The organism is uncultured Phocaeicola sp. (genome assembly GCF_948499155.1).
In the GTDB taxonomy this organism is placed as follows: Bacteria; Bacteroidota; Bacteroidia; order Bacteroidales; family Bacteroidaceae; genus Phocaeicola; species Phocaeicola faecalis.
Genome location: NZ_CAOOSE010000003.1, coordinates 121,739 through 141,878 on the forward strand (window position 1 = coordinate 121,739; position 20,140 = coordinate 141,878).

The following is a 20,140-nucleotide window of genomic DNA, read 5'->3' on the forward strand; positions in this document are numbered from 1 at the left end:
AAATGATTTATTTGTTTATTTCTTCAAATAAGGGCTCTGAGTAAATGCCTGATTGATAGCCGTTGTAGCACGGTTCACATTCAGACTTCCGCTGCTACCGATTAAACCGCTGATGTAGGCATTCCATACAACAGGTAGTTTTTCTTTAGCTCCTTCGGGTGCACCCAGATTAACTAAATCAGCCAGTAATGAACCGGTGCTGTAGCTATAAGTGATGGAGTACGGGTAGTACCATCCACCTCCCCAGTATTCGCCCCAGTATCCGGGAATCCAATAACCGGGATAATAGTTCCACCATGGGCCGTTGTTATAATAGCCGCTAAAGTAGTAAGTGCTGGCTACGTAGCTCAATTGCAATCCGAGGTCGGCATCTTCTTTGTCTAATGCACGCATATAACCGGCGCCGTCCATTTTTGCAACGAATGCGCTGATAATCAGTTGAGCGTTATCATCTTTCCAGTATTCCGGTTCTTTAGAATCACCGATTACAAGAATGCTGTCGGGAACGTAATAAGTGCTGAAGCTGTTGAATTTAGCACTAGTGTCATGATTGGTAAATACCAGATACTCATTGTCCAGTTTGTCCATGTCCGGGTCTTTTTCGCAAGATACCAAGGCAAAGACCGCCAGAAGGATAGGAATTAATTTTTTCATGTCAAGTTTTTGTTTAAGTTAATACTAATTTTTTTCGTTTGTTGTACTCCTAAAAACGAAGGAGTTACGCTTTTGTTCACTACAATCATTTTTTTTGTGAACATTTTCTCATCGGACAAAGCTATTCGTTAAAACTTCTTTTTGAGCGTGTAGTTCAGTTTTGATATCGCTTTTTTGAAATCTTTGCCCACCATGGTCAGCGCACTGTCGCCTTCGGCTACAAAATTGGTCTTTTCATGGCCGGGAGCTGCCGAAACAAGTTGGTAGATAATGGCGGTGCTGTCATTGGGGATACCGATAATGGTTACAACGGTACCGCTATCAGAAAAGACCTGGTCTTGCCCGTTGTTGGCACCCAGGTAAGTGGTAGTCAAACTATATGTACCCAGAGAGTCTTCTCCCACTTCCTGCAGGGTGAGCAGATAGTTGATGCCCGAGACATCGGCACCCGGCAAAACCCCTTCGTAGGTATAGGTCTGTAAATCGCCCAAAGTGCTGTCATTGACTGCAAACAGAGAGTCACTTTCACTTTCGGCTATCATTTCGGCAGATTTATTTCCTTTGGAGCCGCAAGAAACAATCATGGCAGCCAAAGCTGCTGCAATAAATACTTTTTTCATTGTTAAGTCAGGTTTTTAATGGTTATTTGGCTAAATAACACCTGCCTGACTTATTTTGTTTAGCGGAGTGAATTTTTTTGTATTTAGCGTAACAGCACGCCGTTTATTTTCTTTCTGCTGAATGAGTTATAAAGTACTTTTGCCGATTTGGTTTCTGTTTCTTCCAACTTTTCCGCATCGGGCATTGTACCGGTAGTAATTAATGAGAGGGTATTTCTCAGCATCAACTCGTTTTCATCGCCCAACGGGAGGAGGGGAGAGATAAGTTCTCTTTCGTTCAATTTATAATCGGGGGTGATGCCGTTTACATAATCCGCTTTTCCATCGGCATTGAGGACGTATGCCACTACCGGCCATAAGATGAAGTCTATCTCATCTTTGGTGTAGCCGGACATGGCAACCGGTTTTCCGACTGTAGTTTCACCTATCACGACCACATTGTCGTCACCCATGTAAGGACGCAGACAGTTGATTACGGCTTCGGATGCCGAAGCGGTAAAAGTAGAAGTGATGACATACAGTTTGTTCAGATTAAGATTCTGTGCCGAGGTTGTCGATATAAAATTATAAGTTGTGTCTTGCGGAGTTGTAATATCATTGTATTGCATGGTGCAAAACGGTTTGCCGAGCGCCGATTCCGGAGCCAGCAGGCTGGCTAGTTCTTGCGCACACGTCAGATAGCCGCCGGGATTATAACGGAGGTCGAGAATAAATGCATCAGGAGCTTCACTCTTGAATTCCGAGAAAATCTGCAACATCTGTTGTGCGTAGTCTGTTTCGTATCCGTTGTCTAGGGGCCCGGTACTGAATTTGTTATATACCATGTAGGCAATCTTCTTGCCGTCTACATTAAATACTTTATTGACATAAAAAGGATTTACTTCCACCGGACGCGATGCTCCGATAGAAAGCACGTCGACATCCGTCCAAACATAGTCGCCTTCACTGGCAATGATACTTTTTCTGGTCAATGTGGTAGCGCCTCCCGAAATCAGATAACCATAGTTGTTGACATTGATTTGTGCATCTCCTACGGCAGAAATCCAGTCACCGCGTCGAAGTCCCGCTTCGGATGCCGGTGAATCGGGAAGAACGAACAATACTCGCGCATAGGTGTGTGAAGTTGTTCCCAGCGGATCGGTGACGAGTTCGAAATCGAATCCGTAAGTCGATGTCTGGTTAAGGAAAGAACGGCTGACATTGGTCTTCATTTCTACATACGAGAATGGGTCACCCTTTCCATCCAATGCCTGCGAATAGAGTAACTTCCGTAGAAACTCCTCCGGTTCGGCAAAATAATCCTTTTCAGAAATTTCGGGCATTTGGTCGTACCACAGATAGTGCTGTTTCATCACTTCCTCTATCCACATATCATCGCCCACGAGTGCGTAATACTCTCCACTGCGGTCTACTCCGCACGACGTAATGAAAAATAGAGTTGTCAGCAAGTAAAATGTATGTAGTAAATATTTCATTTTATATCGTTTTTTAGGTTTGCAAAGCTAGGTATTTTATTCGTAAATCAGATATTTTTCTCTCATCTTTTTATATTCCTCCAGTTCCTTTTGCCATCCGGCACGAATTTCTTCTTCACTTTTTCCTTCCGTGATTTGCTTTCTGACCTTTCGGTTTCCCACCAAAATGTCAAACCACTGAGGGCGGGTAAAGAATTTATCGGCCTTTCCCATATTCTTATATTCCTGGTAATAACTTATGACGTATCGTAAAGAGAACCCTTTAGGGGGCAACAGGCTTTTCATGTTATTTCCATAGCAATACTGTCCTTTGTACATTGGATTTTTGTCAAAACCTTCCAAAGCTTCCGGCTTGAACCGGAAGGAAGACAGGCGGATGTCCGGCGAGCCGATGACTTGAAAAGGGTGATGGGTGCCCCGGCCCACACTGATGGCAGTGCCTTCGAAGGGGCACAGTGAAGGATAAAGCGCAATTGCCTGGTCGTTAGGTAGATTGGGAGAAGGTTTCACAGGAAGAGAGTAAGAATCACCGTGTTTCCATCCCTTTACGGGAATGACAGTCAGCTTGCATTTCCGTTTCCCCGCCAGCCATCCTTCACCGTTTATCATTTGCGCGAGTTCGCCCACAGTGCAGCCGTGCAACACAGGAATGGGGTGCATGCTTACGAAGCTTTTTAATTCTTTTATCCGAACAGGGCCGTCCGTATAGTCACAAGGATTAGGCCGGTCGGTGACAATCAGCTCTTTATGGTTCTCTGCGCATGCTTCCATTACATAATGCATGGTGCTGATATAAGTATAGAATCGCGCTCCTACATCCTGAATATCGAACACCACCACATCGATGTCCTGCATCTGTTGTGGCGTGGGTTTCTTGTTTTTTCCGTAGAGTGATTGGATGAGGATACCTGTGCTGATATCTTTGCCGTTCTTAACTGTTTCGCCGGCATCGGCATTTCCCCTGAATCCGTGTTCGGGCGCAAATACTTTTTTTATGTTGATATTCGAGGCAAGCAGTGTATCCAGCAGATGTACATTGCCTATTATTGATGTTTGGTTTACCACCAATGCCACCCGTTTGCTGCCCAGCAAAGGGAGCAGAGTTTCCATTTGTTCAGCTCCGTTTATTACCTTCTGGGCAGACAAAGCATTGATAATAAACAAAAAAGAAAGAAGGAAAAGATATTTTGTTTTCATGTTTATATGCGGATTATTTTGTAATATTGCACAAAAATAAGAATTTAATTGAAGATGGACGCACTTGCTATCATTAATAAATATTATCCTGAAGAAAACGAGTTGAAACATATTCTGCTTACCCATAGTCGTTCGGTAGCTGACAAAGCGTTGCAGATTGCCGTCAAACACCCAGAACTTCATTTGGATACCGGTTTTTTGGAAGAGGCCGCCCTGTTGCACGACATCGGTATTTTTATGACTGACGCTTCCGGTATTCAGTGTTTTGGCATTCATCCATACATTTGTCACGGCTATTTAGGCTCCGAACTGCTGATGAACGAAGGGTATCCCCGCCATGCATTGGTTTGCGAGCGTCACACTGGGGCCGGAATGTCATTACAAAGTATCATAGAGCAGGATTTACCGATTCCGCATCGTGATATGGTTCCTGTTTCGATAGAAGAGCAGGTTATTTGTTTTGCAGATAAATTCTTTTCTAAAACACATCTTGACAGAGAGAAAAGCGTAGAAAAGGCGTTGAAAAGCATTTCGCGCTATGGAGAAGATGGAGTGATACGCTTTAAGCATTGGTGTGAATGTTTCTTGTGATAGAATAAGACTTAGAGCTTGTTTAAAAATGGCTGAAATCTTTTTATTATAAAGCTTCCGTATCAGCCGAATCGTTTCTTCCTCTCTCCTTTCATTAGCCGTTGAAACGTCCTGTTGATAGGCTTCCGGCCATGAAGGGACATCCCGTCACCGCTCTTTCAACCTCCTTTCATTCGTAAAAAGCGGGAATTGCTTTTTAACTTTTTCGATAGCGCTTTCATTGACTGTAGGGGCGGACCCATGTGTCCGCCTGATAGCCCCGATAGCTTGAAGTGAACTGTTCCCGGGCAGACATACGGGTCTGTTCCTACAAAAAACGGCAGGCTGAAAAGAAGTGTAGGAGTACACAGCTTGCATTGTGTGCTTTGAAGGCAGATTGTGAAGGGACTTGGGAAGCACGGCTGAAACGAGGATGAAGGGATGTGCTGTCATCTTTAACCATTTGACAGCCAGTGCGTTTTGACTAAAATGTAAGGATGAAGGGAAAAGAAGGAATGACCGGATTGGGGAGGGGTGATTCCATCTGCCTCTACATGAAAAGGTGCTGATGTTTTTAAAAAACTTCCCGAACTTTTCCAAAAACTCCCCGAGCTTTTTTGAAAACATCAAGGTCTTTTTGTGTACGTACGCATGGGTCTACACATACGGTGGCACAGGCCTACACGTACGTACGCATAAGCCTACGCATATATACGCATCGGGCTACACGTATATACATATAAATCTGCACGTATAGGGGGAGATGGAAAGGTGATAATCTTATCTTATACTCTATCTTTTTCTGATAGATTTATTGAGACGAGACTAATATAAAAATCGGCAATAACAAACTTATGAGTAACTAATAAAATAAATTAAATATCCGCTTAATAGTTCATAATTGGCGGATTATGCTTAATTTTGCTCCCCAAAGCGTAAAAGTATTGTGAATGACGCCACTAAAACGACATAGATTTATACCATTTTTACTACTATTTGCCTGCCTGATGCTTTCGTTAAGCTCGGGCGCACAACGCAGAAGGAGGAACCCGGCATCAGGTAGAGATACCCTGAACGTAGATACAACACAGGTAGATACGCTTTCGGTAGATACTGTTGCACCTAAAAAGAAACAGCCATTGGACGCTCCCGTAGTATATGAGGCTAACGATTCCATTGTATTTACCGAAGGCGGATATGCGCATCTGTATGGCGACGGAAAGGTGAACTATGAAAAGATTGAACTGACTTCTGCCGTAATCACCATGAATATGGACAGTAGTACGGTATACGCCCGCGGTGTTCCTGATTCGGTAGGCGTAGAAACCGGTACTCCTATCTTTAAGGATGGAGAGACTCCATACGAGTCTAAAATCATGCGCTACAATTTCAAGACTAAAAAAGGATTTATCAACAATATCGTGACTCAGCAGGGTGAAGGATATGTCACCAGTGAAGAGTCTAAAAAAGGAGCGGGTGATGAGCTTTATCTTCGTCACGGTAGATATACTACTTGTGACCAGCATGATCATCCTCACTTTTATCTGAAACTTTCGATGGCGAAAGTACGCCCCAAGAAGAACGTGGTTTTTGGACCCGCACAGTTGGTAGTGGAAGATGTGCCTCTGCCTATTGCCGTGCCATTCGGTTTCTTTCCTTTCAACAGTAGCTACTCTTCAGGATTCATCATGCCTACTTATGGTGATGAAATGAATCGCGGTTTCTATTTGCGTGACGGCGGATATTATTTTGCCATCAGTGACCGTATGGATTTGAAGCTTTTGGGTGAAATCTTTACGAAAGGGTCATGGGGACTTTCTGCACAGTCCAATTATAATAAGAGGTATAAATATAGCGGCAACTTTAATGCCAGTTATTTGGTGACCAAGACCGGTGAGAAAAATATGCCGGACTATAGTGTGACGAAGGACTTCAAACTTTCATGGAGCCATCGTCAGGATGCAAAAGCAAGCCCGAACAGTTCATTCTCTGCCAATGTGAATTTTGCTACCAGCAGTTACGACCGCCGGAGCATCAGCAGTTTGTATGATCCCAACCAGTACTCAAATAATACCAAGACATCAAGTGTGAGCTATTCGCGCAACTTTCCCGAAATCGGTTTGAACCTGTCGAGTACGTTCAACCTTTCTCAGAATACGAAAGACTCATCTATTAATGTCACATTGCCCGACTTGAATATTTCTTTGAACCGTATTTATCCTTTCAAACGCAAGAACGGTGCCGGAGATGAACGCTGGTATGAGAAAATTTCTTTTCAGTATACGGGGCATTTGACCAATAGTATCAATACAAAAGATAATTTGATTCTGAAGCAGGGTATCAGTAAATGGAATAATGGTATGCAACATAATATTCCGGTTTCCGCTACTTTCACTCTGTTCAAGTACTTTAATGTGGTGCCTTCATTCAATTATACCGAACGTTGGTATACACGCAAGATTGAGCAAAGCTATGATCCTAATGCTGTCGGAAATGTGAAGCGGGATACCATCAATGGGTTTAGCCGTGTATATGATTACAGAATGGGTATTCAGGTGAATACTAAACTGTATGGTATGTATAAGCCTTGGAAGAAACTGTTTGGTGATAGGATTGATGCTATCCGCCATGTCATGACTCCGTCTGTTTCTGTCAATTATGCTCCTGATTTCGGGGCTTCTCATTATGGATATTACAAAACGTATCAATATACGGACGAGAATGGAGAGGTGCGCACTGTGGAATATTCACCGTTTGCCGGTCAGTCATTCTCACCTCCGGGTAAAGGAAAGTCGGAGAGCTTTACTTTCGCACTGGATAATAATGTGGAAATGAAGGTGAAAACGGCTAATGACTCCATAAAGAAGGTGAGTCTCATTGACCAGTTATCGGCATCGCTTACTTATAATGCGGCGGCTGAAATTCGTCCGTGGAGTGACTTGAGCATGAATCTGCGTTTGAAACTGACAAAGAGTTATACTTTCAGCATGAATACATCGTTTGCTACGTATGGGTATAAGTTTGATGAAAACGGAAATGTGGTAGATAATGACCGTACAGAATGGTCTTATGGACGTTTTGGACGTTTTAAAGGATATAGCGGTTCTTTCTCTTACACATTGAATAATGATACATGGAAGAAGTGGTTCGGTCCGAAGGATGATAAGGACTCGAAAGATAAGAATAAAGGGAATGACAACGAGGCGCTTGATCAATATGATGACGAAAATACTGAAAAGGAAGACGAGGATAAATCCGGCTTGCGCAAGACGGAAGCTGCAGCTGTGGATACGGATGGGTATATGGCATTCAAGATGCCGTGGTCTCTGAGTTTGAGTTATAGCTACAGCATCAGTGAAGACAGGTCGAAGGAAATTAATAAGAAGAGTATGCGTTATCCTTATGCGGTCAGTCATTCACTGAATGTGTCGGGTAATATAAAATTAGGCAGCCGTTGGAATATCAACTGTTCTTCGGGTTATGACTTTAATACTAAGGAGATGTCTATGACAACGGTGAATATCAGCCGTGACTTGCACTGTTTCAATATGAGTTGTGGTTTGGTGTTCGGTCCGTTTACTTCTTATAATTTCAGTATCCGTGCAGCTTCGAACTTGCTGACGGATGCACTGAAATGGGACCAGCGTAGTAATACGGGCAGCTCGGTTACTTGGTATTAAAAAGATAGAGAAGTCTACCACTGTATGGGTTGTTGCCCATGGGCTGTCAGATACTCATTGGCTCGGCTGAAATGTTTGTTTCCGAAGAATCCGTTATATGCTGATAGGGGTGACGGATGTGCGGATGCCAGTACTAAGTGTTTGTTTCTGTCGATAAATGCTCCTTTTTTCTGTGCATAAGCTCCCCATAGGATAAATACCAGATTTTCTCTTTCTTCTGCCAATGCTCGAATAGCTGCATCGGTAAATTCTTCCCAGCCTTGGCGTTGGTGCGAAGCGGCCTGGTGTGCGCGTACTGTCAGTGTGGCGTTGAGCATCAGCACTCCCTGGTTAGCCCATCGTGTCAGATTTCCTGTGGTGGGGATAGGAGTTCCCAAGTCGCTTTGTATTTCTTTGAAAATATTCTGCAAGGAAGGTGGAAAAGGAACACCGTCATTTACCGAAAAACAAAGGCCATGCGCTTGTCCGGGGCCATGATAGGGGTCTTGCCCAATAATTACCACTTTCACTTTGTTAAAAGGGCAAAGGTTGAAAGCGTTGAATATCAATCTTCCGGGAGGGTAGACAGTGGTAGTTTGATATTCTTGTCTTACAAAGTTAGTAAGTTTCACGAAGTAGTCTTTTTCAAATTCAGGAGCCAAATGTTGCTTCCAGCTTTCTTCTATTTGTACGTTCATTCTAATTCCTTTTTAGTTAAAACATGCCCTAAAGATAAGCGTATTTTGTAAATGTGACAAATAAAAAGCACGAATCCGGCCGATTCGTGCTTAAAAATAGGGCTGATTGATTATCAAATGAGTTGCATGCCCAGTTGTGCACATTCTTTTCTCATTTCTTCAGGCCAAATGCTGGCTTGAATTTCTCCGATATGTGCTTTTTGCAGGTAGAGCATACACAAACGTGACTGTCCGATACCGCCTCCGATACAGAGGGGCAGTGTGCCTTCCAACAGGCGTTTATGGAAATAGAGTTCTTTACGCTTTTCCTGTCCGCTCAGAGTCAGTTGGCGAAGCAGTGCTTCCTTGTCTACACGGATACCCATTGAAGAAAGTTCCACTGAACGGTCGAGTACTTTGTCCCAAACCAATAGGTCACCGTTCAATCCCGGCAAATTATTTTCGGGGTTGACTGTAGAATAGTCGTCATAGTCTGGTGCACGGAGGTCGTGTTCTTTTCCATCGCTTAACCGGCATCCGATACCAATAATAAATACGGCTCCGTATTTTTGTGCAATAGCGTGTTCACGCTCCTTCGGAGTCTTGTCCGGATACATCTGCAGCAATTCTTCCGAATGGATGAAATGGATGTCATGGGGCAGGAACGGTTTGATTTGCGGATACATTTCACATACCATATATTCAGTGCGGCGCATGGCTGCGTATATACGTGTGACAATCTCTTTCAGGAAATGGACGTTGCGTTGTTCTTTGGTAATCACTCGTTCCCAGTCCCATTGGTCGACATAGAGTGAATGTAGATTGCCCAGCTCTTCGTCTGCACGGATAGCATTCATATCAGTATAAATTCCGTATCCGGGCTCGATATTATATTCTGCCAAAGTAAGTCTTTTCCATTTGGCAAGTGAGTGAACAACTTCTGCTTGTGCGTCTCCTAAGTCTTTGATTGGGAAAGAAACAGGACGTTCGGTTCCGCTTAGGTCATCATTGATACCCATTCCTTTCAAAACGAACAATGGGGCCGTCACACGACGAAGGCGTAACTCTGATGATAAGTTCTGCTGGAAGAACTCCTTTATTTGCTTGATGCCCAACTCTGTTTGCTTTAAATCCAGCAAAGGTTTATAGTTGGCAGGTTTAATAAGGTAACTCATTATATATTGTTCTAATTATTTTAATAGTTCGCAAATATAGAAATTATTTGTGATAATGTTATTGTTTTGGCCGAAAATATAGTCAAATTGATTGTTTTGTGCTTAAATTAACGAGCAAAATATCATTTTACTTCATAAAATCTGTTTTTTATTAGGAGAAAGAAGATATATTTTGTACTTTTGCGCGTTCATTAAAATAACGCACCCGTAGTTCAATGGATAGAATACCGGATTCCGGTTCCGACGATATGAGTTCGATTCTCATCGGGTGTACAATTGATATTGAATATCAACTATTTAACCAATATGGGGACTAAAATAGGGACTAACGATTAAAAAGAGTCATAGCTTCTTGTTTTACTTTGTCTGCTATGTCAATATAGGGTTTCATAGACTTGTAATCTCTGTGGCCTGTCCATTTCATCACAATATTAGGCGCGATGCCTAGCATGAGCGCATTGCATATAAAGGTTTTCCTTCCACAATGTGTGCCGATTAATTCGTGTTTGGGATGTATCTCATCTATTCTTTCCGAACCCTTGTAATAGGTTATGCACACCGGTTCATTGACTTCACAAACTGCACATACTTCTTTTATGTATTTATTCATCCGTTGGTTGACAGGGACAGGGAGCGCGTAGATACCCTTTATATCCTTGTATTTGTCCAATATGGTTTTAGAGTACTTATTAAGCTCTATCTTTAGCGGCTCGTCTGTCTTAATCGTTGTGGTGGTAATATACCCATCGAAGACGTCAGCTTTCTTAAGGTTCTTCACGTCAGAGTATCGCAGGGAGGTGAAGCACTGAAAACAGAATACGTCTTTCGCTATTTCAAGATGAGGCTCATCCGGGAATGATGAGTTGTACACTCTAATTAATTCGTCCCATTCGAGGTATATCACCTTTGACGGAATCGTTTTCAGTTTTTCTTTGAATGTCATAAATGCAAGTTCCTTATTGATTCCTTTATCCGCTGCCCATCTGAGGAACCATTTAGTCAGATTGATATACTTCTTCGCGGTACGGTTCTTCATTCCGACTTCATCATCTATCTCTACGTTCATCAAGTAGTCAACAAGCTGGGACAATCCTTCGTGTGTGAGGTCTGCAAAGGTAAGATTGGGGGCAAACTTCTTTAAGTGGTTCATTGTGGTTTTATGCCTCTTATATGTATTCTCGGACCAGCTATTTTCTTTACCCTGCTCCGTAATGAATTGCATATAGTAATCGAAGATGGTTTTTTCTTCTTTTTCTACGATTCTCCCATTCCTTCTATTGACTTCATTCCGAAATTCATCCGTGGAGGGTATGTGCTCGGTTTGCTCGAAAAAAAAGAAGGCGTCATTAATCAGCTCTTCGAATCGGTTTATCTCGGCATTGATGGTCGATGCCGGTACCTTTTTCTTACCATGGGTAGTGTTTACCTTGCATCGCTGGGCTTCAGCTACCCACTTGTTGTTATCTACTCGATAGCCAATATTAAAGGCTACTGTGTTGCCGTTCCACTTAATCCTATATCGGAGTTTGGAATCGGGCTTGCCTTTCTCCTTGTCCAGGAGAAAGGTAGTTGTTCGTTTGATGTTCATGATGTTATAATGATAGCTATTCTATATTTAAAGCCTGTTTTAGTTCTTTCTTGGATTTATAGCAATCTTTTTCAGATATATATGCAATAATGTCTGCGCTCATTTTGCGACCTATCCCATAGTACACGCCATCCGAATTTATATGAGCACTCATGATTTCGTAGCTTTTAGGCTCTTCATCCTCTAATACCCAAACGTAATCTCCCTTATCGAAGAGGCTGTTTATATTAAGTTTTAAATCTCTTGGTATAGAGAAATCGAAGACAGATTGATTACTGTATCCTCCATGTGGTATATTCCCTTTAAAGAAGAAGCAATATTCTCCCGCGTCCAGGAAGAATTGGGGAGTGACCTTAAAGGTATGGTCATTTATGACCTCAATATTGACTTTAATAGCCTTCTTTCCATCTATTCCGGTAGTAGAGCCTGCGTAGAGATTGATTTTTCCTGTTTCTAGTTCTCTGCGTCCTTTTTTGCTTACTAGTTCAACCAAGGTAAATTCATTGGGTGATGATGCAGCAGAAAACCACCAGTTTGTTGCAGATAAACCTAAATCACCTTGCCTGTTGGCGTTGAAGTAGAAATAGAATTCAGGTGAGTTGGTTGCCACTACGTTACTTGAATGTGCTCCATCCATTGTAGATTTAATCTTGGTGTTAGCTAAACCGTAAGAGAATGCAGTAGCTAATGTGTTAGTTTGGGAACCTGAAAAAACAGAAGGTAGTATTTTGATAAATTCATCCCCGTTTTTGTAATAGATGCCCGATCTGTCTGTGTCGTTATTTTTGTTATTGCTTACAGGAGCATGGTTTATCATGGCAATGATGATATCGTTATTAACCCCCATTTCTTTCAATGTCTTCAAGCTGTCAATGCTTGTGTCGAAGTTGCATGTACTACTATTTATTTTGCTAATGATTATGTCGTTGGAAAATCCAAGTTTAACCATTTCTAGGATAGAACTATTAGTAATTTTTTCGTCTTGGGCATATATGGGTTGAGTTAATGCCGCACAGATTAGCAATCCAAATAAAGTTTTTTTCATACTGTTATCTTTTGGTTTTTAGAAATTTCAATATGCAAGGGAGACATTTATCTTCGCATGCTACAGCTAGCGTGATTTTTAGCTGCTCTCTTAGTAATTCGATTTCTTTTTTTTGTTCTTCAACGATTATAGAAAGTGTTTTGGTATTAGTTTCCATGTTTTTGGTTAATTTGGGAATATTTCTTAATACAAAACACTATAATGATATATTTTGTTTAAATCAATATGATATTCATTGGTTAATCCGTTTTTATGTTTATATTAGGGAGTTTTTAAATTATAATTATGACAGACGAAGAAATTAGATTGGAAGCAGCTAAAATGGCTACTCAATGCTTTATTGCGAACAATAGCGATAGGGTATGGAATACATTCTCTATAAACGTTACTATTATCTACGACTACATTAAACATGGGATTCTCCCCGAAAATAATTGTATTTATAGGGAAATCTTGCAAAAGAAAGAGGTTAGAAAAAAGTAGTCCTGCTATATTAAGGGACTTGTCCGTTTTTCCTCTTTATCTGTCATTCTTTTATAAGCCTTTGAGCCATTTTTTGCCTGATGGAGTTTTGAGCCATATTAAAAAACCGCCCATTATCACGCACCCAATGGTGTAAGTTAAAGATAACATATCCATATTGCCTCCTTATTTTAGTGTTAAATTAGCTATTATAGCTGATAGGATTGTAAAAATACAGCCAGCAATAACTCTATATATGTCAATTACATGGTCTGTATTATCTGACTTTATAGAAACAAGTCCACCTACAACAAGCCCGGCAAAGGAAAGTTTGGATAAATCAAAAAAATATCCTGCAAGTTTTTCTCTTCGCGTCTTGTCATTTTGGGCTGTTTGGTTCATTTGTTTAAAGATAGGAGCTTCTTTTATCATTTCCAAGTAATTAATAGTTTTTATTATTTATATAAGAAACCGCAATTTATATCGCTTTCTTAAGTAATTCCTTATAATCTAACACAGATTTTTCTTTTTCCTTAAGTTGTGAGTCTTTTATCATCACCTCGATTCTGAGTTGTTGATTTTCATCAGCAAGCTCTTTATTTGAGTCATGGAAACTTTTCAAGGTTTTGGCTAATTCTTCACTTCCTTCCGAAAGTTCGGTTACTTGCATCTTTAATTTGGTATTCTCTTCCACAAGTTCTTTCATTCTATTGATAGTGTCATTATATATATGATAGAGTATGGATGCTTCGGGTGTATCTCCTGCTGTACTGATAAGTGCAGGTTGAGGCTCAACTATCTGCTCATGTTGAGGCTTAATCATATCACCTTCACCGCGAAGAAGCCATTCAGACGATATGTCTTCAAATGCACTTAATGTCTTTAATATAGTATCAAAGCTAAGAGAGCGTTCTCCACGCAATTGCTGATTAATTGTCTTCTGGTTGGCTCCAATCATTTTAGCAAATTGAGTTTCAGAATCAGATCTTTGTTGGCAAATGATGATAATCCTTTGTAAAACACCTTCTTTCATAAAACATTATTTATATTAATTATAAATAGAGCTATTGAGCTAAACTTTTTAAACGAAAACATTGTTTTAAGTTCAAAAGCTCTTAACTTTGCATCCGTAACCAATCAACAAGCGGTTGCAAAAGGGTATAAAAATGGCTGTACGACTGTTTGCCGTACTATCCAATCCAAATCCGCTGCAAATATAGTGCAGACATTTTTAATATCCTAAAAATCAGATTAAAAAATAGACGATACGGTTTAGTGGTGTTTACCGTAATTAGGACATAAATAAAGCTCTTGCTAAGTATCAGCCAAACACCAATTATGCTGAGAACAGCGAGGGCTTTTCTTTTTAAGAAAATGGAAAAGAGATATGTATTGACATTGAAACAGCGTCCTGATGGAACGTATGAGGTAAAATTGGATAATGGGCTTAATGCCATAATATCTGATAGAATCCCTCATGAATTTGTGGATATTTTTGAGAGTAGTGAGATAGGCCTTGTACGATTTATGATAGATAGTTTTTATAGCGCAAATTTCAAAGAGATCTGTGTAAGCGAACTGAAAGAATGTGAAGATGTAAAATTTGCATCAGAAGAAAATTCTCAAAGAAGTAGTAATGATATTGAGTTGAGGAAGGAGATCGTTAAGATGTTGTCAGCCGGTGTTGCCGATTCAGACCTTATTTATCGCGTGGATTCTATCTATAACTGGATCAAGGAGGGTAAATTATGATACCAATTGAAAGACGGATAAGCGATGATACCAGGTTGATAGATCTAACCGTAGGGGAGCTGAAAGAACTCTTTGAAAGCCTGGTTCCAAAGATTACACCTGTGGTTCCCACGCAATCTAAATCAGAGAAACGATTAGTATATGGTTTGAAAGGAATTAAGGAGTTATTCCACGTGTCAGATTCCACCGCTAGAAAGTTAAAGAACGGACCAATAAAGAGGGCTGTTTCCCAATCAGGCAGAACGATTGTAGTGGATGTGGAGATGGCGTTAAAATTATTTTCCAATAAATCTTAATGAGGTATGGCAGTAGGAAAGTTGGCGTTAGCCAGAGCGGAAGTGGAGAAAGCCCGCGAGTTGGTTTTTTCTTTGGAAGAAGAGTTGTCGAATGATATTGGAAATTTTTATGAAAAGGTAGCCAAATTGAATTGCGCTCGTATTGACCACGCAAGGAAGTTGGATTTACTGAGGAGAAAAGTAATGAAAGCTAGAGGTAATGCTGATAGATTACGACTATGAAGAAGGTGACGAATATATCGATAAGTATATGCTATGAAAGCGAGGCTGTTAAAGAAGGCTGTTCGTTTTTAAAATCAGTAAGAAGATCGGTTCTTGTGAATGGGATCAAAACCTATGAAGATGAGATGAGTCCTGATATGTTTGTTTCATGCCAGGACCCGATTAGGAAGCTGGAAGAGTTTTTGGTCGGAGTAGAAAGGGGCAAAACGGACGAAAATTTAAAAAGACATATACGATTAATCAAGATTATGAACAAGATAACAAAGCAAATACTGTGGATAATAGCAGCTGTGATTCTGCTGGGTGTTGCCGGCAAGTGTGACCATGACGAACAGGTTATCTACAACATGCCTGACGATGTATATCAGGCATTGAAGAAAGAGTTAGGCAATCCCTCTGATGGTCAATTGGTGGATGAGTACATCAGGAACCGTGCCCATTGGGATAGCATAGGGAATAGTTTTGAATATTAAACAGTAGCGTTATGAAAGAATGGTTTACAGGCGTGGTAAGAGGTGTTTCAATCTTGCCTAATGGTAAGAGGAAAAAGGTAAGTGATACTTACCTGGTTGATGCCATGGGCTTCACGGAAGCCGAGAATGTATTGGTTAAGCATTGCTTCCCACTGTATGGAGAAGCTAAGGTTATGACCTTGAAACGGGAAGTCATTGAAGAAGTATCCGGTTTCGACAAGGAACAGTGGTGGAAGGTCGTTATCGGCATATCGGATGTCACTCCGAAAGGTAAGGTGAAGATTCGCAGATATAACCACATAGTGTCTGCCGATAACGTGTCTCAGGCTAAAGAGCTCATCACAGAGCGGATGAAAGGAACTATAGGCGATTGGAAGATACTGAAGATAGAGGTTACTCGGTTCAAAGATATAATTATCCATTCCGATGGTACATCCAAGGATGAATTACGATAAGTTTTAGTTTAGGTTTAGCCGTCTAACCTGTGAGGGCGAAGCGGCACAAGGGCGGTTAGCTCAGGGGTAGAGCGATGGCAGTTATCGAAGAGTTGTGTGTTTTTAATCTCTTTTCATGGTATTGGTAGTTAAGTTTTTTTCTTCGGCAAAGCTATAGGTCGCGAGTTCAAGTCTCGTACCGCCCACGCATTCAAACTGAATGCCATATAGGTTACTCATTTTATCCCGGTGTGGCTTGATTGCCTATCCGGGAACCATTAAAACGAACAGTTATGAAATTAAGAGAAATACCCATTCCTACCGGATGTACACGAGTATCCGTGGAGCAGGAGAATGACAAGATAGTTATCTTGTTTGAAGGCAATAACAAGGAGTTTGTATTGGATTTGACCGGGGAAACCGAGTCCCCTCCTGAAATCGGAGACCTTGCAATATTCTGGAATGCCGGTAAGGAATACCTGGCTGTCATTGCGCTGCTGGCGGACAAGGAATGGGTGCCGGAAGCTGAAAAGTATCCTTATAAGGCAAGTAGTGAAGAGTGGTATAGCCACGCAATCAGATTCCGTAATCTCTCTCAATTTGTAAAAATAATCAAACATAGATTTAGAAATGCTCAAAAAAACAAATAATGCATCTCTCAAGAGGACCGCAGACACCGAATTTTCCCGATATATCAGGCTTCGCGATATGATACCGGGGACAACCGTATTCCGTTGCATCTCATGCGGGTTGATTAAGCCGATAAATCAAGCTGACTGTGGTCATTACATCAATCGTCAGCACATGAGTACAAGGTACAATGAGATGAATTGCAACGCTCAATGCAGAAGCTGTAACCGGTTTGACGAGGGTAATATACAGGGATACCGAAGAGGGTTGATTCAGAAGTATGGCGAACAGAAGGTATTGTTGCTCGAATCGATGAAGAATGATTATGTGAAGTATTCCGAAGCAGAATACCGGATATTGATTGCCGCTTATCGGTCAAGATATAAGAAAATATTAAAAAAAAGAAACTTGAGCTTATCATGTTTGACAAAATGATATTCAAAGCAAAGATAGACACAGCCGATATAGATACTATCGTCCTTAAAAACTACCTGGAACAGTGTACCGAAGGCGATGAGATCTATTACAAGTCTACGGCTTATGCGAATTTCGATGGTTGTTTCATCGAGATTCGGGGTGATACATTAAAATGTAAGTGCTCTATCCACAAGTTATACAGCAGGGGGAAATCGGGCAAGCTGGACAACAGCCGCCCGATGACCTTCAGCCATGCCGGATGGACGATCAATGAGTTGCTCTTAAGGCTATGCGCGAAGATAGAGAATGTAATAGTGACATACTATGAGATAGGGGTGACAATGAAGATGTCCATGCCGGCAGATGCATACATCAGACAGGTGGAGGAAGCCGCCGGTCGGGTGTTGTGGAACGATGCCAATTACCCGGAATTCCGGCAAAAAACTACGGAGAAGAGCAAGTATTACCGTAAGGTGCTCAAGATCTACGACAAGAGTTTTGAAGCCGGGGAAAAGGGACGGAATGTGGGTGCCAATATCTTACGTATCGAGACTGTGTATAAACACCAGTCAATGCCGTTGGCGGAACTCCTTGATAATGCATCCCTGAACAAAATCGGGCGGATATTTTACAAGGATTGGTCGGAGATGCAGTTCATCAGGGAATTGCAGCCGGCAAAGGGTGTAAAGCTGTCCCAATTGGATAAAGCCAGGGAAATTCAGAGGATTGGCGTCACTCGATATAAGGAAAGATATAAGGCGTTGTTCCAGGCAGGGAGGTTGACGAAGAAGCAATGGGAAACCATCCGCGTGTTTGCCAACAACTGGCACAAAGAAAAGGATAAGTATATCGAAGAGATAGGTCCGCTTGAAGCAGAATTCAAGGAAAAATTGCTTGCGGGATTTCAATCAGGGTCGATTACACCAATTAAGAAAAGAAGATAACTAATTGATAATCAATATTTTACATGATTTACAAAAAGCACCATAAGGTGCGGATATAAAATATTGGAAATCAATTGATTACGAATGAAAAGATATAAATTTAACAATTTACGGCAACTTGTCCTATACTGCCCGAAGGGTAGTCGGGACGACTTAAGAAGGCAGTAAAAAAATAAGGAGGATAAAAAATGAATTGCGAAATAAAAGGAAGAATTACGGCAGACCTGGGAAAGAGAACAGGTGTGAAGGATGGTAAGGATTGGGAATGCCATGAGTATATCGTCACAGAGATGTTTCAATACGGGAAGAATATGAAGTTTTCAATATTCAGCTCTGATGGACCGATTAGCACTCCCCTGTCGATTGGTGATGATGTGACGGTGAAGTTTAACGTTGTTGCAAGAGAACACCAGGGTAAATGGTATAATGACGTAAGAGCATGGAGTGTACAGGTAACAGGTCATCAGCAGTGACGATCTATTGGCAAACCAGGGACAGGGAAGCGATTAAGGCGATAGTTGACAGGTTTAATCTTCCGTGTTACATGTCGGTCAATCGGGAGACAAGATGCAGGATTAGTGATGATGATATGCCTCTCTTAATGGAATGTGAGAAAAAAGGATTAATCAAACTCAGAAACAAACAGGAATCATGAAAAGAGAATTAACACCTGAGAATATTCAGGAACTGAAAGAGAATCAAATATTCGTTTTTGGAAGCAATATGAACGGCAATCACGCCGGAGGTGCAGCTAGATTGGCAGTTGAGAAGTTTGGCGCAATTATGGGGCAGGCAGAAGGAATACAAGGTCAGTCCTATGCCATTCCTACGCTGGACAAGGATATGCAGAAAGTTACCGAAGAAGAGCTGGTCGTATTTTTAGGGAACTTCGGGAATTACGCTAACGAGCATCCGGAAAAGGAATTCCTCCTAACTGCCATTGGCACCGGGATAGCCGGATTTGATGCCAGCTACATGGCGTACATGGTACTTAGGGCAAACCTGCCGGATAACGTTACCCTGCCAAAGGAATTTATCAAAATCAAAGGATACAAAGGTTTTAACCCCGATATGACATGTAGGGATTTTCAATACGAAGAAGGTAAGGACTACGAAGAAACAGGCGATATAATGGCTTGCAGTAACGGATTTCACTTCTGCCTCCATCCGTTGGATGTGTTCGGTTACTATCCACCTGCCATAGTTGGTATGAATAAGTTCCACGAGGTTGAGGGGACTGGCGATATGGACGCAGATACGGATGATACGAAAATTGCTTGCTCAAAAATCCACATAGGAGCGGAACTAAGTATTAAGAGTATTGTAGACGCAGCCGTTAAGTTTACGTTTGAAAAATGCAAGTGGAAGAAGGGTAAGTCAGCCACAGGCTACCGAGGTGCAGCATCAGCCACAGGCTACCGAGGTGCAGCATCAGCCACAGGCTACCGAGGTGCAGCATCAGCCACAGGCGACCAAGGTGCAGCATCAGCCACAGGCTACCAAGGTGCAGCATCAGCCACAGGCTACCAAGGTGCAGCATCAGCCACAGGCTACCAAGGTGCAGCATCAGCCACAGGCTACCAAGGTGCAGCATCAGCCACAGGCTACCAAGGTGCAGCATCAGCCACAGGCTACCAAGGTGCAGCATCAGCCACAGGCTACCAAGGTGCAGCATCAGCCACAGGCTACCAAGGTGCAGCATCAGCCACAGGCGACCAAGGTGCAGCATCAGCCACAGGCTACCAAGGTGCAGCATCAGCCACAGGCTACCGAGGTGCAGCATCAGCCACAGGCGACCAAGGTGCAGCATCAGCCACAGGCTACCAAGGTGCAGCATCAGCCACAGGCTA

General features: G+C 41.8%; 21 protein-coding genes, 2 tRNA genes and 1 pseudogene. 14 read left to right on the plus strand and 10 right to left on the minus strand.

The window, feature by feature from the left end; all coding sequences use genetic code 11:
- Window positions 1-15 precede the first annotated feature (15 nt).
- The 4 genes from QYT14_RS03795 to QYT14_RS03810 all read right to left on the minus strand — a co-directional run bounded on the left by QYT14_RS03795 (window position 16) and on the right by QYT14_RS03810 (window position 3,946).
- Window positions 16-654 (minus strand): DUF4136 domain-containing protein, encoded by a 639-nt coding sequence (locus QYT14_RS03795; protein WP_288325161.1) that lies wholly within the window; start codon window positions 652-654, stop codon window positions 16-18.
- Window positions 655-782: 128 nt separating this feature from the next.
- Window positions 783-1,274 carry a copper resistance protein NlpE N-terminal domain-containing protein gene (locus QYT14_RS03800; protein WP_288325159.1) on the minus strand — a complete coding sequence of 164 codons (492 nt, stop codon included), beginning with the start codon at window positions 1,272-1,274 and terminating at the stop codon, window positions 783-785.
- A gap of 83 nt (window positions 1,275-1,357) precedes the next feature.
- On the minus strand, window positions 1,358-2,749 hold the full coding sequence (locus tag QYT14_RS03805; protein ID WP_288325157.1) for a S41 family peptidase: 1,392 nt from the start codon (window positions 2,747-2,749) through the stop codon (window positions 1,358-1,360).
- 36 nt (window positions 2,750-2,785) lie between these two features.
- Window positions 2,786-3,946 carry a DUF1343 domain-containing protein gene (locus tag QYT14_RS03810; RefSeq protein ID WP_237038289.1) on the minus strand — a complete coding sequence of 387 codons (1,161 nt, stop codon included), beginning with the start codon at window positions 3,944-3,946 and terminating at the stop codon, window positions 2,786-2,788.
- A 54-nt stretch (window positions 3,947-4,000) separates the two neighbouring features.
- Between QYT14_RS03810 and QYT14_RS03815 the strand changes: the two genes are divergently transcribed.
- Complete coding sequence (locus QYT14_RS03815; protein WP_237038288.1) at window positions 4,001-4,537, plus strand: HD domain-containing protein; 537 nt, start codon at window positions 4,001-4,003, stop codon at window positions 4,535-4,537.
- Window positions 4,538-5,466: 929 nt separating this feature from the next.
- Window positions 5,467-8,196, plus strand: a complete 2,730-nt coding sequence (locus QYT14_RS03820; protein ID WP_288325156.1) for a putative LPS assembly protein LptD — start codon at window positions 5,467-5,469, stop codon at window positions 8,194-8,196.
- A gap of 14 nt (window positions 8,197-8,210) precedes the next feature.
- Here QYT14_RS03820 and ung read toward each other — a convergent pair whose 3' ends face one another.
- Entirely contained in the window at window positions 8,211-8,873 is a 663-nt protein-coding gene (ung, locus tag QYT14_RS03825; RefSeq protein WP_237038286.1) for a uracil-DNA glycosylase, read from the minus strand.
- 113 nt (window positions 8,874-8,986) lie between these two features.
- The gene (gene asnA / locus QYT14_RS03830; RefSeq protein WP_237038285.1) at window positions 8,987-10,027 is read right to left on the minus strand and encodes an aspartate--ammonia ligase; all 1,041 of its coding nucleotides are present in this window, start codon (window positions 10,025-10,027) and stop codon (window positions 8,987-8,989) included.
- Between the two features lie 201 nt (window positions 10,028-10,228).
- On the opposite strand from asnA, the gene QYT14_RS03835 reads away from it, so the two are divergent.
- Window positions 10,229-10,300, plus strand: a tRNA-Arg gene (locus QYT14_RS03835).
- A gap of 52 nt (window positions 10,301-10,352) precedes the next feature.
- Here the strand turns inward: QYT14_RS03835 and QYT14_RS03840 are convergent.
- The 4 genes from QYT14_RS03840 to QYT14_RS03855 form a co-directional block, all read right to left on the minus strand.
- The gene (locus QYT14_RS03840; protein WP_288325154.1) at window positions 10,353-11,615 is read right to left on the minus strand and encodes a site-specific integrase; all 1,263 of its coding nucleotides are present in this window, start codon (window positions 11,613-11,615) and stop codon (window positions 10,353-10,355) included.
- 16 nt (window positions 11,616-11,631) lie between these two features.
- A complete protein-coding gene (locus tag QYT14_RS03845) occupies window positions 11,632-12,660 on the minus strand; it encodes a hypothetical protein (RefSeq protein WP_288325153.1) in 1,029 nt (342 codons plus the stop codon).
- 648 nt (window positions 12,661-13,308) lie between these two features.
- On the minus strand, window positions 13,309-13,554 hold the full coding sequence (locus QYT14_RS03850; protein WP_288325152.1) for a hypothetical protein: 246 nt from the start codon (window positions 13,552-13,554) through the stop codon (window positions 13,309-13,311).
- Between the two features lie 46 nt (window positions 13,555-13,600).
- A complete protein-coding gene (locus tag QYT14_RS03855) occupies window positions 13,601-14,155 on the minus strand; it encodes an XRE family transcriptional regulator (protein ID WP_288325151.1) in 555 nt (184 codons plus the stop codon).
- Window positions 14,156-14,496: 341 nt separating this feature from the next.
- On the opposite strand from QYT14_RS03855, the gene QYT14_RS03860 reads away from it, so the two are divergent.
- The 11 genes and pseudogenes from QYT14_RS03860 to QYT14_RS03910 all read left to right on the plus strand — a co-directional run.
- Window positions 14,497-14,874, plus strand: coding sequence for a hypothetical protein (locus tag QYT14_RS03860; RefSeq protein WP_288325150.1), 378 nt, complete (start codon window positions 14,497-14,499; stop codon window positions 14,872-14,874).
- Window positions 14,871-15,170: a DUF3853 family protein gene (locus QYT14_RS03865; protein ID WP_288325149.1), complete on the plus strand. Its 300-nt coding sequence runs from the start codon at window positions 14,871-14,873 to the stop codon at window positions 15,168-15,170. Before QYT14_RS03860 ends, QYT14_RS03865 begins: the two co-directional genes overlap by 4 nt.
- Before the next feature lie 6 nt (window positions 15,171-15,176).
- Complete coding sequence (locus QYT14_RS03870) at window positions 15,177-15,392, plus strand: hypothetical protein (protein ID WP_288325148.1); 216 nt, start codon at window positions 15,177-15,179, stop codon at window positions 15,390-15,392.
- 248 nt (window positions 15,393-15,640) lie between these two features.
- Window positions 15,641-15,865 carry a hypothetical protein gene (locus tag QYT14_RS03875; RefSeq protein WP_288325147.1) on the plus strand — a complete coding sequence of 75 codons (225 nt, stop codon included), beginning with the start codon at window positions 15,641-15,643 and terminating at the stop codon, window positions 15,863-15,865.
- Window positions 15,866-15,876: 11 nt separating this feature from the next.
- Window positions 15,877-16,320 carry a DUF4494 family protein gene (locus tag QYT14_RS03880; protein ID WP_288325146.1) on the plus strand — a complete coding sequence of 148 codons (444 nt, stop codon included), beginning with the start codon at window positions 15,877-15,879 and terminating at the stop codon, window positions 16,318-16,320.
- Between the two features lie 49 nt (window positions 16,321-16,369).
- Window positions 16,370-16,505 (plus strand) — tRNA-OTHER (locus QYT14_RS03885).
- An 87-nt stretch (window positions 16,506-16,592) separates the two neighbouring features.
- Entirely contained in the window at window positions 16,593-16,949 is a 357-nt protein-coding gene (locus QYT14_RS03890; protein ID WP_288325145.1) for a hypothetical protein, read from the plus strand.
- Entirely contained in the window at window positions 16,930-17,364 is a 435-nt protein-coding gene (locus QYT14_RS03895; RefSeq protein ID WP_288325144.1) for a recombination protein NinG, read from the plus strand. The genes QYT14_RS03890 and QYT14_RS03895 overlap by 20 nt, the downstream gene beginning before the upstream one ends.
- Window positions 17,361-18,290 (plus strand): hypothetical protein, encoded by a 930-nt coding sequence (locus QYT14_RS03900; RefSeq protein WP_288325143.1) that lies wholly within the window; start codon window positions 17,361-17,363, stop codon window positions 18,288-18,290. The genes QYT14_RS03895 and QYT14_RS03900 overlap by 4 nt, the downstream gene beginning before the upstream one ends.
- A 188-nt stretch (window positions 18,291-18,478) precedes the next feature.
- Entirely contained in the window at window positions 18,479-18,763 is a 285-nt protein-coding gene (locus QYT14_RS03905; protein WP_288325142.1) for a DUF3127 domain-containing protein, read from the plus strand.
- Window positions 18,764-19,274: 511 nt separating this feature from the next.
- Window positions 19,275-20,140 (plus strand): annotated as a pseudogene (locus QYT14_RS03910) (hypothetical protein); the annotation flags it as partial.

Coding starts and splice junctions, on each gene's coding strand:
- QYT14_RS03800 (WP_288325159.1), bottom strand. CDS start 1,274: ATGAAAAAAGTATTTATTGCAGCAGCTTTGGCTGCCATGATTGTTTCT.
- asnA (WP_237038285.1), bottom strand. CDS start 10,027: ATGAGTTACCTTATTAAACCTGCCAACTATAAACCTTTGCTGGATTTA.
- QYT14_RS03905 (WP_288325142.1), top strand. CDS start 18,479: ATGAATTGCGAAATAAAAGGAAGAATTACGGCAGACCTGGGAAAGAGA.
- QYT14_RS03890 (WP_288325145.1), top strand. CDS start 16,593: ATGAAATTAAGAGAAATACCCATTCCTACCGGATGTACACGAGTATCC.
- QYT14_RS03870 (WP_288325148.1), top strand. CDS start 15,177: ATGGCAGTAGGAAAGTTGGCGTTAGCCAGAGCGGAAGTGGAGAAAGCC.
- QYT14_RS03805 (WP_288325157.1), bottom strand. CDS start 2,749: ATGAAATATTTACTACATACATTTTACTTGCTGACAACTCTATTTTTC.
- QYT14_RS03895 (WP_288325144.1), top strand. CDS start 16,930: ATGCTCAAAAAAACAAATAATGCATCTCTCAAGAGGACCGCAGACACC.
- QYT14_RS03880 (WP_288325146.1), top strand. CDS start 15,877: ATGAAAGAATGGTTTACAGGCGTGGTAAGAGGTGTTTCAATCTTGCCT.
- QYT14_RS03815 (WP_237038288.1), top strand. CDS start 4,001: ATGGACGCACTTGCTATCATTAATAAATATTATCCTGAAGAAAACGAG.
- QYT14_RS03900 (WP_288325143.1), top strand. CDS start 17,361: ATGATATTCAAAGCAAAGATAGACACAGCCGATATAGATACTATCGTC.
- QYT14_RS03850 (WP_288325152.1), bottom strand. CDS start 13,554: ATGATAAAAGAAGCTCCTATCTTTAAACAAATGAACCAAACAGCCCAA.
- QYT14_RS03845 (WP_288325153.1), bottom strand. CDS start 12,660: ATGAAAAAAACTTTATTTGGATTGCTAATCTGTGCGGCATTAACTCAA.
- QYT14_RS03875 (WP_288325147.1), top strand. CDS start 15,641: ATGAACAAGATAACAAAGCAAATACTGTGGATAATAGCAGCTGTGATT.
- QYT14_RS03810 (WP_237038289.1), bottom strand. CDS start 3,946: ATGAAAACAAAATATCTTTTCCTTCTTTCTTTTTTGTTTATTATCAAT.
- QYT14_RS03855 (WP_288325151.1), bottom strand. CDS start 14,155: ATGAAAGAAGGTGTTTTACAAAGGATTATCATCATTTGCCAACAAAGA.
- QYT14_RS03820 (WP_288325156.1), top strand. CDS start 5,467: ATGACGCCACTAAAACGACATAGATTTATACCATTTTTACTACTATTT.
- ung (WP_237038286.1), bottom strand. CDS start 8,873: ATGAACGTACAAATAGAAGAAAGCTGGAAGCAACATTTGGCTCCTGAA.
- QYT14_RS03865 (WP_288325149.1), top strand. CDS start 14,871: ATGATACCAATTGAAAGACGGATAAGCGATGATACCAGGTTGATAGAT.
- QYT14_RS03860 (WP_288325150.1), top strand. CDS start 14,497: ATGGAAAAGAGATATGTATTGACATTGAAACAGCGTCCTGATGGAACG.
- QYT14_RS03795 (WP_288325161.1), bottom strand. CDS start 654: ATGAAAAAATTAATTCCTATCCTTCTGGCGGTCTTTGCCTTGGTATCT.
- QYT14_RS03840 (WP_288325154.1), bottom strand. CDS start 11,615: ATGAACATCAAACGAACAACTACCTTTCTCCTGGACAAGGAGAAAGGC.